11 protein-coding genes and 1 pseudogene are annotated in these 16682 nt (G+C 61.5%); 2 read left to right on the top strand and 10 right to left on the bottom strand.

Going from position 1 to position 16682, the window contains the following annotated elements; translation table 11 throughout:
- Positions 1 to 3: 3 nt before the first annotated feature.
- Positions 4 to 447, bottom strand: a complete 444-nt coding sequence (locus ABZX86_RS38325) for an SUKH-3 domain-containing protein (protein WP_355131054.1) — start codon at positions 445 to 447, stop codon at positions 4 to 6.
- 322 nt (positions 448 to 769) lie between these two features.
- Between ABZX86_RS38325 and ABZX86_RS38320 the strand changes: the two genes are divergently transcribed.
- Together ABZX86_RS38320 and ABZX86_RS38315 are read left to right on the top strand one after the other, a co-directional pair.
- Entirely contained in the window at positions 770 to 1057 is a 288-nt protein-coding gene (locus ABZX86_RS38320; protein WP_355131052.1) for a hypothetical protein, read from the top strand.
- On the top strand, positions 1051 to 1956 hold the full coding sequence (locus ABZX86_RS38315; protein ID WP_355131050.1) for a hypothetical protein: 906 nt from the start codon (positions 1051 to 1053) through the stop codon (positions 1954 to 1956). Before ABZX86_RS38320 ends, ABZX86_RS38315 begins: the two co-directional genes overlap by 7 nt.
- Before the next feature lie 18 nt (positions 1957 to 1974).
- Here the strand turns inward: ABZX86_RS38315 and ABZX86_RS38310 are convergent, their stop codons facing one another.
- The 9 genes and pseudogenes from ABZX86_RS38310 to ABZX86_RS38270 all read right to left on the bottom strand — a co-directional run bounded on the left by ABZX86_RS38310 (position 1975) and on the right by ABZX86_RS38270 (position 16310).
- Positions 1975 to 2664 carry a phosphotransferase gene (locus tag ABZX86_RS38310; RefSeq protein WP_355131048.1) on the bottom strand — a complete coding sequence of 230 codons (690 nt, stop codon included), beginning with the start codon at positions 2662 to 2664 and terminating at the stop codon, positions 1975 to 1977.
- Positions 2585 to 2872 (bottom strand): DUF3322 domain-containing protein, encoded by a 288-nt coding sequence (locus ABZX86_RS38305; protein ID WP_355131046.1) that lies wholly within the window; start codon positions 2870 to 2872, stop codon positions 2585 to 2587. Before ABZX86_RS38305 ends, ABZX86_RS38310 begins: the two co-directional genes overlap by 80 nt.
- A 157-nt stretch (positions 2873 to 3029) precedes the next feature.
- A pseudogene (locus ABZX86_RS38300) lies at positions 3030 to 3194 on the bottom strand (DUF3322 domain-containing protein); the annotation flags it as partial.
- A gap of 55 nt (positions 3195 to 3249) precedes the next feature.
- Complete coding sequence (gene brxL / locus ABZX86_RS38295) at positions 3250 to 5313, bottom strand: BREX system Lon protease-like protein BrxL (RefSeq protein WP_355131044.1); 2064 nt, start codon at positions 5311 to 5313, stop codon at positions 3250 to 3252.
- A gap of 123 nt (positions 5314 to 5436) precedes the next feature.
- Complete coding sequence (gene pglZ / locus ABZX86_RS38290) at positions 5437 to 7983, bottom strand: BREX-1 system phosphatase PglZ type A (protein WP_355131042.1); 2547 nt, start codon at positions 7981 to 7983, stop codon at positions 5437 to 5439.
- A complete protein-coding gene (gene pglX / locus ABZX86_RS38285) occupies positions 7980 to 11510 on the bottom strand; it encodes a BREX-1 system adenine-specific DNA-methyltransferase PglX (RefSeq protein WP_355131040.1) in 3531 nt (1176 codons plus the stop codon). The genes pglZ and pglX overlap by 4 nt, the downstream gene beginning before the upstream one ends.
- Complete coding sequence (gene brxC, locus ABZX86_RS38280) at positions 11507 to 15076, bottom strand: BREX system P-loop protein BrxC (protein WP_355131038.1); 3570 nt, start codon at positions 15074 to 15076, stop codon at positions 11507 to 11509. Before brxC ends, pglX begins: the two co-directional genes overlap by 4 nt.
- Positions 15076 to 15696 carry a BREX protein BrxB domain-containing protein gene (locus ABZX86_RS38275; RefSeq protein ID WP_355131036.1) on the bottom strand — a complete coding sequence of 207 codons (621 nt, stop codon included), beginning with the start codon at positions 15694 to 15696 and terminating at the stop codon, positions 15076 to 15078. The genes brxC and ABZX86_RS38275 overlap by 1 nt, the downstream gene beginning before the upstream one ends.
- On the bottom strand, positions 15696 to 16310 hold the full coding sequence (locus ABZX86_RS38270) for a DUF1819 family protein (RefSeq protein WP_355131034.1): 615 nt from the start codon (positions 16308 to 16310) through the stop codon (positions 15696 to 15698). The genes ABZX86_RS38275 and ABZX86_RS38270 overlap by 1 nt, the downstream gene beginning before the upstream one ends.
- Between the last annotated feature and the right edge of the window lie 372 nt (positions 16311 to 16682).

The raw sequence follows: 16682 nt of genomic DNA, 5'->3' as shown, positions 1-16682 counted from the left end.
GCGTCACGCCTCTTCGACGGGCACAGGTGATCTTCCGCGGATCAGGGACTCGAGTGCCTCTGGAATCTGGCCGAACAAGGCGAGCCAATCGGCAACCAGGTAGAGATTGCCCGACGCGGACATTCCGAGGAAGTAGCGGCCGGAGTCGAGTTCACCCACCGGTGTGATCGACTCACCGACGATCTCGGCCCATTGGGCGAACCTGTGGTCCTCGCCGTCGACCAACGTAGGATCCAAATCGAAAGGTTCACGGGCGGAGTTGATTCCCGAGCCGGATATATCAACAGCCAGCCCTCCGAATTCCTCGAGAAATCGATCCGCCGCTGCGTTCCACCTGAACCCGCCTAGTTCCGTCCTCTCCCTCCAGGAACTGGTGTCGACCTGCCTGCCGGGCAGCCATCCCGAAGCGCGAAGAACCCGTTCGGTTTCGTTCGTGAACCGCGGCACAACTATTTCCCGTCGTCGGTAGTGAAGTCCAGCGAATAGTGTTCCCGGAGAGGCTTACAGCTCGCAAGGGGCGGTCGGTGCCAAAGCCTCGGGCGGTCCGGATTCTGCGAAGAATCTTGGCGGCGGTCTGGCCCCGATCGGATCGTGGACTCCGTCGGCGTGCTTGAGCAGATGGCCCCGTCCGCAGGAACCATGACCGAGAGCAGTCGGATCGGAATGGCAAGTGCGGCAGCCGATGCTGGTGACAGTGCGGTGCTGAAGTGGGCAGAACTGAGGTGAGGCGAAAGCGGGCCGGTTCGAGCTGAATAGCAGGGTCAGCCGTATGGGGATCGTCGGCAATGCGATCGGAACTGTCCCCGCGATCGCCAACGACATCAACGGCGGAATGGATCCGACCAAAGCGATAGTCAGTGAAGGCGGCGGCACTGCGGCAGGAGTGGTCGCCGGAGGCGTAGCTGCGGGCATCGTCGCCGATGCCGCGGCCGGAGCCGCAATCGGCTCGGTTGTCCCGGGTGTCGGCACGGCCGCCGGCCTGGTCGTCGGTACCGTGGTCGGCGGCGCTGTCGCGTATCTCGGCTCGAAAGGCATACAGAAGGTGTGGCCATGGTGATTCCGCCCGGCAGCGGTCCGTCGCAATCAGCATTCCCTGTGATCTCCGGCAAACCTGCGTGGCCCGTACGCCTAACGTTCTCCCGATTTGTGGTGCCGGCGATTCTGTTCGCCATCGCGCTACTGCTGGCGATCGCCGGCGTGGTAACTCTGGTCGGCGACGGAATCGCGAAGAGCAACCTCGCCACCGCGATCGGTGCCTGCGGATCCATCGCCGTCGCGGTCGGCGTGCTGCTGATGGGTATGGCCGCGTCCGGCTCAATGCGCAGGAACCGTTTGGGCGCAAAGCATCTGGTGAGCGACGATCACGGCGCAGGCGTAGTGGTCCGTTCGGTGCAACTGACGCCGATCATCCTGCTTCTGCTCGGCGGGATTGCCGTGTATGGGATCTCAGCGTGGATTTCGTGGAAGCGGGGGACCGGTGGCGACCTTCTGCCGATGTCCAAGGAGAACTCCGGCGGGGCGACGATCGGATTGGTGCTCGGCGTCGTCGCCGCGGTGATGTTCGCGTTCTTCGTTGTCATCTATACGAAATGGACCGTCGAGCTCTATCCGGACGGCATTCGCCGGGTGATGAGCTCTCCGGTCCTGAGGATCCGCAAGGAGAATTTCGTCGACTGGGACGGCATCGAGGCGATCGTACCGACGACCGTTCGGACTTCGGCGCAAACCGGTGGACGGCCCCTGATCGAACTTCGACTCCGGATACCTCGTGAAGAGGTGCAGCACAAGCAGTGGGATTCCGCCGACTGCGTTGTGCTCCCGGCGTTTTTGCTTGCAGGGGAACCGAATACGCTGCTGGCGATTCTGCAGTTCCTGAAGGACAACCCGGAGCAGCGCGGTCTACTGGCGCGGCCGGACGCAGCGATATGGTTCGCTACGCCGGCCACTGAAACCTGAACCACCCCGATCGTGGTTTCAGCTGCAGGCTCGTAACTCTGACTCGACGAACTCCGGATCGAACTGTGCGCCGGTTGCCCAAATCTCATGGGCTGCAGTGAGCTTGGCGACAAGATTTACCACCAGCGCTTGTTCCTGCTCGGTGGTTCGGCTCCCTTCCTTGAGCACCTTCGCGTATCGCACCGAGTCGACGATGACGGATTTGATTCGTTCATGGTTGAGGTAGGTCTGCAGATCGGCCTCCCACCGTCCGGTTGCCGCCTCGGGCTCTGCCGCGGTCCACTGAGCGAGAAAATCGGAGCGCTCGTTCGGCTGGTAACCCATCTTGTGTAGGTGCGAGACCACGTCGTACAGAGGATCGCCGAACAGCGCCAGTTCCCAGTCCAGAAATACGACATTGCGGCCGTTCTGGATGATCATGTTCTTCCGGTGCACATCCGCGTGCACGAGACGAAAAGGGCGGGATTCGAGTGTGCGCCAACCGGCAATCGCTGCCGACAGCGGATCCTCAGGCACGCCCAGCTTCCGATACAGCGGGCCGAACCGCTGATGGTTTTCCTGGTATATACGCTGAGTGACATCCGACAGTAGGTAGCCTCCGCCGAAGATGGCCAGGGTGCGCGGTATCTCAGACAGTGTCAGATAGGTGATCTCGTTCTCGACGACCACGACGGTGTCGGCATCGGGTGGGCAGGTGTGCGAGGGCACACAGGTGTTGTTCGATGAACTTGGTGTCTACACCTGGTACGTCGATCTGCCGCAGATAGTGGTCGGTTCCGGCGGCGGTTTCGATCCACAGCACGGTGGCGACGATCTTGTCCCACACCTCCTCCAGATCCAGTGCCTGAAGTGGACGTTCGAGCACCCCCTCCGCCGGCGCGGGGGAGGCGGCCCGGGTTCGCTCCAGCAATGCCATGAATCGGCGCACCGAGGAGGTGACGCTCAGCGGCGACCAGAGCCGATCTCAGTCTTAGATTCAGGCCCGGCGCGGCAATTCGTTCGTGCCGATCAGCCGTCCGCCGACCATGTGATAGTCCAGTCAGCGCCTTGCCGTCGAGTTCACGCCAGGACCGCGCCGCACCGAGGTCTGCGGCGATGCTGGGGGTGCTGGGACCGTGCAGCGGAATATCTATGGGCAACAACGGATTACGGTTCGCATATCCGCTGAGAAGTTCACTGGTAGCCCAGCGCCGACGCAGCCGAGCCGCCAGGTCGGCGCGAGTCGACCAGTCTGTCACCGCGGTTCCTCTGGATGAACGTCGGTGGGGTGGCGGCGTGATTCTTCGCTCGGACTCAGTCTGGGGTGCGCGTATAGATGACGGTGCACGACTTCATCCGTCTCAGTTCGGGAACCTGAGAGCGCAGATCGAATCGCTGTTCGTATGGCTCGAACATATCGAGGCCGCGGCCAAGCATGATCCGCCATCCAGTATCGGTGACGATCCACCGATCGTGCAAATCGCCGTGGTCGTGGAGTTGGCAGTCGAACACGATGCCGGCCTCCAGAACAGCGTTCTTGATGTCCATCAGAGCGACCGTCTGCTTAAACTTTAATTCTGAGGTTTTGGTCTCCTCGACAGTGTCCAGGTGCACCTTAATCTGGGTGTCGATTGGTTTAGCGGCAACGATATCGGCGAGCAGTTCGAATAGGTTCCGTAATTGGTGTGGTGTGCGGATGTAGGCATCGACGATGGTGATCTTGCGGGCGTTACGCAGGTACGGCAGGATCAGCGTGCGGTAAGAATGACCGCGCGCGTTCGAGGGGATATCGATCGTTTTGGGAACCAATTCGACAGGTGCGGGTGGTTTTTCGGCGGAGACGACGACCGGGAGTGCTTCGGATTCGTCGGTGTGGTCGGAGTCATGGTCGTAGTACTGGGGATAGTCGCGTTCTTCTTGGGTCTTGACGTCGTGCCAGACACCTCTCGCGTCGGTGTAGCCGAACTTCACCTCGTCCATCGTCCGGTCGATTCGCAGGATCTGATCTTTGACCCGTTTGCGGCCCTCGATCGCGAAGCGAAGCAATTCCTCGGTCTCGGCCGTCGTGGCGGCGCGGTTGGGGTGAATGAGTTTCATCAAGCCCGAGAAGGTCTTTCGCACACCATCACGATCGCGGGTGGAGATACTGTCCGAGAGCTTGAAACGCGGTGTGTAGTCGTCGGAGAAATCGAGCGAGCGCAGGTGGGTGAGGGCTTCGGCCAGGTAGTCGACGACGAAACCGTAACCATCGGTGAACAGTTCACGTCGGATGATCGACACCTCCCAGCCCGGAATGTAATAGTGCAGCCGGTCGAGGTACGCGGAGTCGTGGTAGGCAAGGGGCAGCACCTCGAACAGGTCCGAGTGGGCGAGCATCGCGGGCACCGGGCGATTCGTATTGCCGATGAACACCATGGACGCCTCGGCGCCGATGGTCTCGATACCGCGCGAGAACGTCTTGTTCGCCATGTAGTTCTTCATAATGTCGACCAGCGACTTATCCACGCGCTTCTGACCAGCGAACTCATCGAAGGCGACTACGTCCCAGTACCCGACGAGTCCGATCTGGTGATTGGCGTTGTTGGCGAACAGCTTCGGTACGGTCACCTCGCCGCCGGAGATGAGCATGCCGTGCGGTGAGAATTCGGAGTAGATGTGAGATTTGCCCGTACCCTTGGGTCCGAGTTCGATCAGGTTGTAATTGCGTTCCACGAACGGGATGAGCCGCACCAGTTGTAGCAGCTTCTCTCGGTCGGACAGATGTTCGGGGGCGAAGCCGATGGTCTGGATCAGCAGGTCGATCCATTCGGTAGTAGCGAATCCGGAACGTTTGGCGACGTAGTTCTCGAAGTCGAACTGGCCCAACTGGATCGGTTTCAGTGCCGCGATGAACCAGCGGGCTTCGTCGACGTCGCCCGAGGTGTACTCGAGGTCGACCAAGCACCACACGCCGCCGGTCAGCAGTTTGGGCTGGCGCCTGACAATGCCGTCGTCAATTGGGATATTGCGCAGTCCGAGGTTGGTGAAGGAGGCGATGTGGATGTCGCGGCGATCGTCGAGCGCAACCCCCACTTTGTCGATAATCCGGTGATGCCCTTTGTCGCGGATGGTCGATTTGACCAGCTCCGCTTCTCCGCGATGAACGTAGTGCGTGGCCAGGATGCCGCGCACATTCTCGATTCCGGCGTCGATGCTGGCCTCATCGTCACCGGCGGCGTACATGGCGAGCAGGTACTCCAAGACGTAACCGGGGACGATGGCATTGCCACGCACCCGCCCGACCAGGTCCTTGCGGACGATATAGCCGGGGAAGGCGGCGTTGGCCTGGATATCGAGTTCGGACAGCGTTCGGGGTTCGGGCTGGGTTGACTCGCTCACCGGTCGCGCTCCTCCATGTTCGGTTTATCGGGTTCGGCGCGATGGTCGCGCCGGACCCGATCGGCCTCGGCCGAAACACCAAGTCTCAACTTTTGCACAGGAACTCAGGCGGTGCACACTCCGTCACAGCTGATCGAAAAACCCGCCGAAGCCGCGTTGCAGGACCACATGGGTGTCCTTGTAGTCGATTCTGCTCTCGCCGCGCAGATCGTCGGCCCGAATCTTGACTTCCTTGCCGTTGTACTTCTGCGCGTCATCGCTGAGCACCAGTTCCAGGCGCACCACGCGTTCCCTGATGTCGTCGGTGGTGCTGTCCATGTCGATATCCCGGGTGTTGGACAGCAGTTCGCCGTTTGCCCATACTCCCACGCGCAGTCGCCGGGCGCGCACCGTCGCCGACACTGCCTCCGCCTGGGTCAAGGTGACCACGACGGTGCTGGAGGTGACGGTCCGGCTGGTGGTGGAGATCTCGACCTCTACTTTGCGAATCTGCTTGCGCTGTTTGGTCTGACGCAGTTCGACCAGCGGTACGACGACCTCCTGCAAGGTCGCGCCGCCGTGCACGAACCGCACCCCGCGTCCCTGAATGCGCATCCGGTACAGCGAATTCGGGATCTGCACCTGCACACTGCCGATCAGGCCCAGTTGTTCCGGCTCCCACAGCGTGAAAGCCGGGTCGGCGCGCAGGCCTTGCCCGAGGACGAACCTGCGTTTGGTCTTGACGACCGTGTCGCCGTGCGCCCGCTCACTGAGGAAGTCACTGTCTTGCAGATGTGAGCTCTGATAGAGGAATCCGTGGTCTGCGGTGATGAGTACCCGGCTGGTGCGCATCTTGGCGCGACCGAACTTCGTCACCAAAGCGATGATCTCGTCGATCGCCTGCCGACAGGCTTCTGGGGTGTCCTGCTCGGACTTGGCGTTGTCGCCGATCCGGTCGATCCGGTCGTGGTATACCACCAGCGCCGCATACTCGGACCAGAGCAAGGCAAGCTCTTCGGGTGAGCTCTGGTTCGCCTCTTCGAAGCCGATAGCCTTGACCCCAGCCTGTTTCCAGATCTTCGCACGATTGTCGAGCCCGCCGGTGGTTCGCCCGTCGGCGCGCACGGTCTCGTCGTCGATGAGATCCAGTTCCTGATGTGGCAAATGCGCAGCCATGCCCAGTTGCGTGAACGACGGTAGCGGCGCGAGTCGCGGTTCGACGGTGGCATTGAACCATTCATGCTCGGTGTTCACCCGGTCGGCGAGCTCACGGCCGACCTCGTAGCGGAGCGCGTCGGAGATGACGATGAGGGTCTTCGCCTTCTTGGCGGGCAGATCTTTCGCCGCGAAATCGGACAGCGGCGTGACGCCAGGAACCCGCCAGGCCTCCATGGCGTCGACCCGCTCCTGCCAGGCAGCGGCCAGCGGACGCTGGTACTCCTCGAGGTAGCGGTGCTCGACGCGGTCCGCGACCTCCGGGTGGACGTTGCCTTGCGCCTTGTCGCAGTGATATCGGAAGGCGCGGTAGGCGCGGTCGATTTCGCTCCATTCCTCGGCGTAGCGGCGCACACCGTCCGCGACGTCGGCGATCTTCGGACTGAAGACGTCAACACGGGCCAGACAGCCGGCTGCGGATTCGATTGCGCGGTAGGCGTGTTCATGCTTACCGAACCACGGCGTGATGGACCGGGTCCGCACCAGCGCGGCAATCTGATCGGCGGTCACCGTCTTGCGGAGCAGTCCGTCGGTCAATGTTGCTAGCAGTTCGGCATCCACGACCGGGAAGATGTCCATTTCCGCCAGGCGTTCCATCGACGGGTTCTCGGACCGCACCCGGTCTTTGATATTGAGCTGCTTCTGTTCCTGTTCGGCCAGCCGGGTGAACACTGGACGCCACCCGAGGTCGGTGCGCCACCGTTCGAAATCGAGCCGTGCGGCATTGTTCGCGCCGTGCCAGCCGGTCCAGGCGCGCTCGAAGAACCAGGATGCCAGCACCCCGACATCATGCTCGTCCTGATAGCCGTAGATGCGAGCGCAACCCTGCCAAAGGAATTCACCAAGTCCGTGCTCGACGAGCGTGTCGTACGCGTCGGCGCGATCCTCGATCAGATCCTCGAACAGGCGCTCGACAATCCGGTGCAGGCGGTGACTGCCGGTACCGCGCAATCCGAGTGCCGTGGCGCTGAGCACCCCGCGCAGATGCTGGGACATCTTCTCGGATGCCATCTCTGGCAGCTGACTCAAATGCGCGCGCGCCGCCGCGACCTGCTTCGGCGTTCGTAGTACATTCGGATGCTTATCGAGCACCCCCGCCAGGTCATAGCCGTCGAGCCCCAAATCGTGCATGAGCATGGCGGAGGTGTTCGCGGTGAAGACGCCGTAGCCGATCTCGATGTCGAGCAGCCAGTTGTCCCGGAACTGTTCTGGGGCGGGCCCGCCCCGATAAATCAGGACCCTTACCGAGTCCGGATCACCCGCGTCGAGGGCGGCGTACACGGCGTTCCGCACCCCGAACTCATTGCCCGCCACCCGGAATGTCACCAACCCGGGGAACTGCTCACCCAGAATCGCCGCGATCTCATCGAAGCTCTCCGCGTGCTCGCCGTCCCAATCCTGCCAAGTCAGCACCGACGAGTTCGCGAACCGACCGGCTAGCAGCTCGGCGATCCGCTGCGGCGACACCGCACTCACAGCCCGCTCACCGGCTTCACCACTCCCTCCAGCTTCGGATAGTTCTGCTTCACACCGTCATCCAGATCGAGCGGAATCTCAGCGGTCGCGGCCGGGAACAACTCTCCATCGATCCAGGTCCGCACACCCCGCAACTCCTTCGCCAACCCTTCACGCTCCTTACCCAATTTCGCCGCCTCACCCTTGGCCGCGCTCAGCAGGGCGTGGTCGATGTGCTCGATGCGGGCCTCGAGTTTCGCGCAGTACTCCTCGGCGTAATTCTGGTGGATGAGGCCCAGAGTGGCGGGGGTGTAGCGATGCAGGTAGAACAGGGCGTTGAAACCGCCGTTCGGGGACGAGACCTGCCAGTAGATGGGGCGTTTGGAGTACATCTGGACATGGTCGGCGTGGAACTTCTCAAGGAAGTACTTACGCAGGGGCAGGGGCTTGCCATTGCCGAGTGCTTGCTCCAGCCATACGACGTTCGCTTCGAGGTTCTCAGGTCCGAAAGCTGTGGCCAGGAACTCGCGCATTCGAGTGACGATATCGTCCTCGAAGTACCGTTCGGCGGTGATAGGGATGATCCCATTTATGCTCGGGCGGAACTGTGCGTCGGGGACGACGCGGTCGAAATCGGCAACGCCGGAACCAGCGTCGGCCAGAACGAGGCCGGGGCGACTCAGGCTATAGCGACCCACTGCGCATCCAACCCCGAAGGATACTAGTTCAATTGCGAGGTCGCGATTGAATAATTCCCTGTATTCAAGGTCGCTTCGTACACTGCCTTTTGTTGGAGCGTAGCGCGAGTACGGGTTCTGGACTAGCGTCGCCCGATTGGGCTCAGTCTGGCAATTGATGATGCCTTGAAGGCTGTACTCTGCTGCGAAGAATTCGTTGTTTTGCATCTCAAGCGCGCACACATGACTAACTAGGCCGATTGCTTCGTGCCAGCGGGTGTTCGAATGCTTCTCAAGGGCGCCTGTCCCCAACCTCACGAGCGGGTTGTTCTCGAAATTCCACGATGTTTCGTAGTCATTCCAATCCGCGCGATGTAAGCTGATTAATTCATCGACAATTCTGTCAACGGCCGGGTTGGTGGAGGCTGATATCGGGAGATTGGCGATTTCGCCTGCGTTGACACTGAGGGTCGGTGAGGTAATTTCAGTCATCGCTGATACTGCTGATGAATTCAAGAAGCCAAGCAGTGTCCTCAATTGGGTTTCGCTGGGGAAGATCGCCTGCCCTTTTTGGTCAAACATGAAGCTGCTGGGGTAGTAGCGGAAAGTTGGAGTGTCTGTGGATACATTTGACCAGGAAATGCATTTCTGGAAGTAGAATTCGGTATTCTGAATCCGTGTACCACCGTTCGGGTTCTTCTGGGCGAATGCATGGCAGTCCTCGCCTCCATTTCGCCAGTTGACAACTAGACTCTGATTTCCCCACCAGCGACGGTAGCCACCTCCTTTGTTGTACGGAAACCAAGTGGCCAACGAATTCTCCGCATCGGCCTTGCATTTAGCGCCGAAATTAAATTTCGCGGCCGAGACTTCAAACCAGTGGCGAATAAACAGCCCATTGTCTCCTGTGCAAAGCCCTAGGCGTGGAGGGCTCACATTCCTAAGCGGGGTCCCGAGTTTAAACGCATTTCGGATGCCAGCCGGTGTCCAGTAGGCGATCGTTCGACTTTTCAGAAAAGTAGAATCATTCAGTGAAGATTCGAATCGATTCGAATCTTCACCATTTTCCAGAGCTTGAAGTAGTGCCTCGGATTTCTGCTGTTCATTTTTTGCCTCCGTCAAGCGAATGAAAATTGCTCTAATGTCGGGATTGGTGTCAACGTCGATGACAAAGGCTGCGGTTTGTACTACCTCGCCGTCAATGGAGTCGAAAGCTCGTGTTCCAAGATGGATCATCGACTTGAGGTGTCCCGTGTCGATCATATTGAGACGGAAGTTTGTGTATGAAGTCAGAAACATCCAGGAATGCATTGTAATCATGGCTACCGAGCCGGAGGCGGTAGCGAGCTCAAGGCTCCGCTCGATGAACATCGCATACAGGTCCGACTTAGTTTTCGGGTACTCCTTCTTCGCGAAGGCCCTAAGTTGACCTCCCATGTTGCCGCTACCGAGATAGGGCGGATTGGCGACGGCTACGTGATACTGCCGATCCGTCAACGACTTCGCCTGGCGCACAAGGATCTTCAACCGATCGACGGCGTGATGCACGTAGAGCGCATGCACGCCGTGCTCAAGCGCATCGAGCTGAATGTCGAGCGCCTCCACTACCTCGCCCTCCACCCGAATCAATGATCCGAACGTGTCCGCATCCTGGAATGCGTACAGCAACCGCGCCAACGCCACCCGATCCACCGTGGCGTCCTCATGGACCACCGCGTTCACGATGATCTGAACCTCATCATCGCTGAACGACACCGCCTCGATGTGAACGATGTCCGGCCGCACGTCACGAGTCAGGAACCGTCGGTCTTTCGTGCGCGCCTTCATCGCCAGTGCGAATGACGCGAGCTGCGCCGCACGGGTGTCGATCTCCAGGCCGCGCAGGTTGTTTCGCAGGATCAGTTCCGGGATCTGGCTCGCAGGGAGGCCTTCCTCCTCGTAGATGTCGTAGAGCAGGTCGAAGGCGTAGGTGAGCATATGGCCGGAGCCGCAGGCCGGGTCGACTACCCGGATCTCCTGCGGTGAGCTGACAGTGACGCCCGTATCCGATTGTCCGGGAACGGGTTCGACGTAGTACTTCATGCTGGTCCGCAGCCCGCTGGACGGTTTTGACCGCAGCCAGAGCCGCCCGAGCGAGTTCTGCACCAGGTATTGGACGATCCAGTGCGGGGTGAACAGCTGGGTCTTGGGTGCGATCTCCGCCGCGCCGACCAGTGTCTTGGCCTTGTCGATCTGGGCTTTCAGTTCCGCGTTGTAGAACTGGTACAACCAGCCGACGACTTCCACCTCCTTGCAGGCCTGGTCGTCCATTACCTGGATAGCCTGCGCCCGCACCGAATTCGGAGCGAGGAGATCGCTCGGGATAAGCAGCCGAATCCAGTCGACCGCCGCTGGAAACACCTCCGGCATCGGGTTGTGCCAGGCGCGAAAGACGGCCTGTGTCAGCAGGGTGTACGCCTCCAGATCCGCATTCTGCGACACTCGCGCGCCGGACAGCAGATCGATGACATCCGACCGCACGGCGTCGGGCACCTCGTCGGGGAACGCCCCGGCGTGTGCACGGGTGAGGATCTCCGGCAGCGCCGACGCCGAACCCGCCCCGGGCGAGACGATCTGGTACAGGCCGGAGAATCCCTTCGAATCCATGTACCGGGCGGCGGTGAGTCGGTTGAACCAGGTATAGGCGGCCTCTTCGGCCGCGCCGTTCACCCCGCGCGCGGTGACAGCCGCGGTCAGCATGGCCACCTCGCGCGGATACTCCAGCTTCGCGGGTACGTCGTCGAGCAATTGGGTGATCCGCGCACGCATCTGCTCATTGAGGGTGCGGCGCGCGGTGGTCGCGAAGTTCTGCAATGCCGTGGTGTTGTTCATCGGATGATCGTCTTACCCTCCGCGATGGCTGCGAGCAGGCTTGCCCGCAGCGCTTCGACATAGGCGTTCACATGTGCGGTGGTTGACAGTGTGGTGGGGGCGTCGGCCACATGCAGCGAAGCCAGCTGCACGGCTGTGCGCTGTGGTGGCTTGGGCTTGGTCTCGGCGGGCGCCGTGCTGGATTCGCCGGAGTTCGTTGCACCCGCGCCGGTCTCGGCTGGGTCGCCGCCCACCGGGTCTTCGATCGGGCGCGTGGCGATCAGCCGTTCGATGATCTGCTGGTACTGGCCGGAAAATTGGTTGCGCGCCAGCGCGATCGCACCCCGACCGTCCATCCGTTCGACACCGGCTACCAGCGCATCGAACTGTGTGGTCGCCGCCGTCTGTGCCGCTGGCTCGGCGTACTGGAACGCTGCGTCGCCGAGGAGCGCGGTTCGGCGCTGGTCGATCTCGCGCACCAACTGCTCCCGGTCGGCGGCCACCGCGGCGTTCAACCGGTCGCCCAATTGCTCGTGCAGTAGCTTGATCCGCGAGACTCCGTCGCCTCGGAAGAAGCGCGGATCGGTCAGCAGGACCCGCAGTCGGTCCGCGTCGGCGCTGTCGGCACCGTCGAGTTCGCCCCCCCGTGCGGTCAGGAAGTTGTGGGCGTTATCGACGATGGTGCTTTGTGAACCATTAAGGAATTCGCGAACCGGATCGAGTAGATCGTCCTTGAGGTCGAGGAGGTCATCGGCGGGACCGGAAAGGAAGCCGTCCAGGTACCAGTCGTCCTCCCGCCCCTGTGTGGTCGCGAGCACCTTGGCGTGGGCCGATCCCAGATCCGCAGCGAACGGGTAACCCTTCGCCGCCCAATCTGCCACCAGTGCAGCGCTTTTTATGAGTTCCTGCCGAGTCAGCCGCGTCAGGTCCTCGGCGGTGGCGGGGAGATTCCCTACGTCCGCGAACTCGGTGAGGAATTTACGCAGCCGCATCACTTTGGCCGGATCGTGCTCGCGCACCTCATCCACACTGATATTGCGGTGCTTGGCGGAATTGCGCAGCTCACCGGCGACCTGGGTGCGCACCAGTGGACGGCCGTCGAGGGCCAACCGGATGCGGCCGGTGCGTACGCCGTGCGTGAGCGCGGTCAGCACCGCCGTCGCGGACCAGCCGAAGGGTGGCAGCGCGAACTCGTTCACCAGTGACGCCACCGTCGTGACCTTGTGGTGAGTCTTCTCCATACGCCGGCGATTGACCACTTGCTGGGCCAACGCTTCCAGGGTGGAGGTGACCTCGAAATCGAGGGTGTGCTTTTCCTCTAGTAGCCGGCCCAGATCCTTCTCGGTGTAACTGGCGACGCCACTCGCCTCGTTGATACGGGTGTACTTCGCCTCGATCGCGGTTTGCAACGCGGACTGCACTCGCTCCTTAGCCGCACCGGAAGACACCGTCAGCACCGCGCCATTGTGGACGAACGCGGCCCGCTCAACCGCGTCGCGTAGCGCCTTGCGGACCTCGCGATCACGCTCGGTATTGCGGCGGCGCTGCGATTCAAGGATGCTGCGGCGCGTCTCCGGAATCATCTTGCCCAATTGCAGCTGCACGTACTCCCTGGTGCGCACCGACAGTTGCACTTCGTCGACGGTGCGCTGGTCGAGGTCCAACACCACGTACACGGTCCCAGGCTCGCCGCTGGACTTATGCTGCACGTCCAGGATCGAGGCCGCCCCCGAAGTCAGGAAGTGCACGCCGAGCGGGGCGCTGTTGCCCTGCCGCTCTCCGTCGAGCGACCGCTCGAGTTTGAGGTCGACGCCGGTCTTGTCATGCCGGACCTTCGCACCCACCCCCGAGGCCGCCACCACTTCGTCGTTCAGCAGCTTGTTGACCTCGGTCTCGTTGAGATCGGTTGCCTTGATGGCCTTTTCGACGTCCTGCTCCTCATTTGTGAGGTAGGTGTACGTCAAGCCGTTGCGCTGCACGTAGGTGTTGGCGTACAGCAGTTGCAGCGCGCGCTCGACATCGTCGCGCAACTTCGCCACATTCGATTCGATCTCCGGAGTCAACAGCACCGCCAGCGACTGGGGCGTCGCCTCGAATTGCTCATTCCACTTGGTCAGCAGCAGCACTTTGAGCACCCGGACGGCCAAAGCCTTGTAAGGACCGTCTGGCAGATTCTCATCGGCCAAATTCACGTTCCGCTTGGTCCCGGACAGCACCGCGTTCTCGATGCCGTCATAGAAGAGGTCGAAGGTGGCGAGCGAGCCGACGTCCTCGGATTTCAGTGCGGTGCCGACCTCCTTGGTGACGCCCAGCAGCGAACGTTCACCCACCGACGCGTGCCGACCCGTGAAGGAGCCATTATCGGACAAGCCGCGCATCGCCGAGTGGAAAAGCTCGAACTGGTAGTCCACGAACGGGTAGGTACCGACGAAATCCTCGGCCGCCGCGTAGTTGCGGTACGCCCGCTGACCTTGGAAGGCGAACAGCGACCGGAAGCGGTCGGCATTGCGTTCGTAGATCGCCTCGAGCTCTCGCGTGCCGTCCGGAGTCTTCGCAAGCAGGCGCTTGGACACCACTTCCTTCACATTCTTCGAATCCAGCTTGAGCTGAACCGCGAAGCGCGCCTGAATCTTCGAGAAGTCCTGTTTCTGAGATTTGGTGCGATCGCCGATGATTGAATCCATCACTTCCTGCGAGGTCACCACCACCCACGAGCGGCCCTGGCAGCGGGTGAACAGGCTCTCCGCGATGGTCTGCAAGCTCAGCATGAGTTTGGTGTCGTCGCCGATGAACTGGCCGATCTCATCGACGAAGAAGTTCAATCGTGCGGCAGGATTCTGTTGCTCGGCAAGCCATTCGGCCACCTCCTCGGCGAAGGACTCGATCGAGACGGTGTAGTCGTCGCGGTAGCCTTTCAACGGGTTGTGCAGCGATCGGCCGGTGATCTCCTGGTACGCGGCCGTGACGGCGGGTTCGGCGAAAGTAGGCGTGTCGCGGCCCCTTTCCCATGGTTTGCCGTAATGCTGCCCGAACGCCTGCTTGAACTGCTCGAAAAGTCCTTCTCTGGCCAAGTCCCGCTCGAATCGGGCGATGTAGGGCTGTCGGCCGAAGAACCCGCACGACTCGTAGAAGACTTGCACGAACACCTTCAGCAGGGCGTCGGGCTGGTCCTTCTCGTTCTTGTCGACCTTCTCGTCGATATTGAACAACAGCGAACTGGCGGGGATCGTCGCCGCGCGCTGGATCGCCGCCCGCAGCAGCTTTTCATTGGCGGACACCTTGCCGACGAACGCGGCGGCGACCTCGGCACGGGTTACCTCGCCCGCCGGCATATCGCCGAGCAGGCGCGCCAGCATCTTCAACAGATGCGATTTACCGGAACCGAAGAAGCCCGCGATCCAGACACCGTTGGACTGCGGCACTCCCGGCTGCGCGTACACATCCAGGAGCTGGCTGAGGTGCCGGGCGATCTCCTTGGTGATCACATACTCCTCGACCTCGGTGCGCAGGTCCGAGAGATTGGATGCCTTGACCACACCGTCGAGAGGGCGGTCGATCGGTTTGGCCAGGATCTGTTCGATTGTCATCAGTTGGTCTCCTGGTCCAGCAGATCGAAAGCACGGTAATAGTCGTCGTCGGTGAGCTTGTCGAACAATTCGAGCGATGAGCCCTGAGTGGTCGACTGGCGGAACGAGCCGGGGAAGATCAGCACCACCGGGACGTCGGAGACCAGTGGTTGAAGGGTGTTGAGGATCGCGTGCGCGCGCACGAGCGGGAACAAGCGCCCGACATTGGACAGCACAGTCACCTTCGGGGGCGGATCCAGGGCGCGGACCTGCTCCGCGATGAGTGGCGACAAATACTCCACGGGCGAAACGACATTCGCGACATTGTCGCCGAACTCCGACTTCGTCATCGACGGCTCCGCGGCCAATATCTGATCGAAGATCCCCGTCGCCCGCCACAGCCGCGACGCCAGCGCCCACAGGTCGATCTCGCACACCTTGGTGCCATCGCCCCGTAGTCGCCGCAATAGGCGGTCACGGGCTGCAGCGAGCTTCGGCTCATCCTGCGGCTGGTAGGTGAGGATGAAATAGGGGACTTCGTTACCCAGCCCCTTCATCTCCAAGAACCGTGATGAGCTCATCACGCGATAGGCGTGCTCGAAGCGTTGTTCGAACGTCATGCCGTCCGAGTTCCGGACCATCAGAATCCCCCTCCAGGTCGATCCACTGCAGCTAGCTGTGCCGTGTCCAGCGGAAAGCTGGCGAACAGTGCGGGTGAGACGCCGCGGATCACGTCCACGACCGCCGGTGACAGCTGAACCGGCCGAACCCCGCCCCCCGCATCAAGGTAACCGGCCTCACGCATCATACGGAAAGTATTCTGGCGCAGTTTGTTTCGGGTGGAAAATTTCGAATCCCGCAGGGCGTCCACCCAGGAGGACTGCACATTCCAGAAGGTGTCGAAATCTCCGTTTGTCACGACCGGCCGTTCGCGCAGCACCTCGCGGCCGAAATCGCGCAGGAACCGGTATCGCACGCAAACCGCCAGCCACATGAGGTGTCGTCCGTCATCGACCGGACCATGCGCCAGCAATTCGATCCCCGGCTTCGGCAGTGCCGTCAATCGTTGCAACACCTCACGTGTCACTCGTTCGGTCGACGACGCCATGCGTTGCTGGACAACATTGGCTGAGATTGCACGGCGTCGGGCCGTGTCCGCATCCGGCGTCGTCAACACGAGATCGGCGATGGCTGTGGCTTCCGTGCGTAGCAACCCACCGGTTGTGAAAGACAAGCGGTACGCAGTGTCGGGCACGTGAGACCTCCTGTCGGCGTGGGTGGCGCGGTGCACCGCATACCCTAGGCTGAACGCCGAGGTGAGCTGGCAGATAGTCCGCACTGACAGGCCAGCGTGCCGGAACGCGTGAGCGTGATCGCTTCGGCCAAGTGGCGGGCACCACCGTAGATCGGCGGGGCCGGCGGTGGTGAGACATGGCAACGGATACCTCGGTGGGACAGGGCGCCGCAACGGGCGGCTCGGGGCATCCGAGCCGAAAATCGTGACACACAATGTAGATCCTTGGCAAACGGTTCATTCGCGACGAAGGGGCGTGACAGCTTTAACATTGGATCTCCAGTTCGACCGACCATCGCAGCTCCACCGAGATCAGCCCAGCCTGCCCACGGA

This window comes from Nocardia sp. NPDC006630, from assembly GCF_040611495.1.
Lineage (GTDB): Bacteria > Actinomycetota > Actinomycetes > Mycobacteriales > Mycobacteriaceae > Nocardia.
Note: the sequence above shows the minus strand (reverse complement) of the source record. Positions and strands in the feature narration are given on the sequence as shown.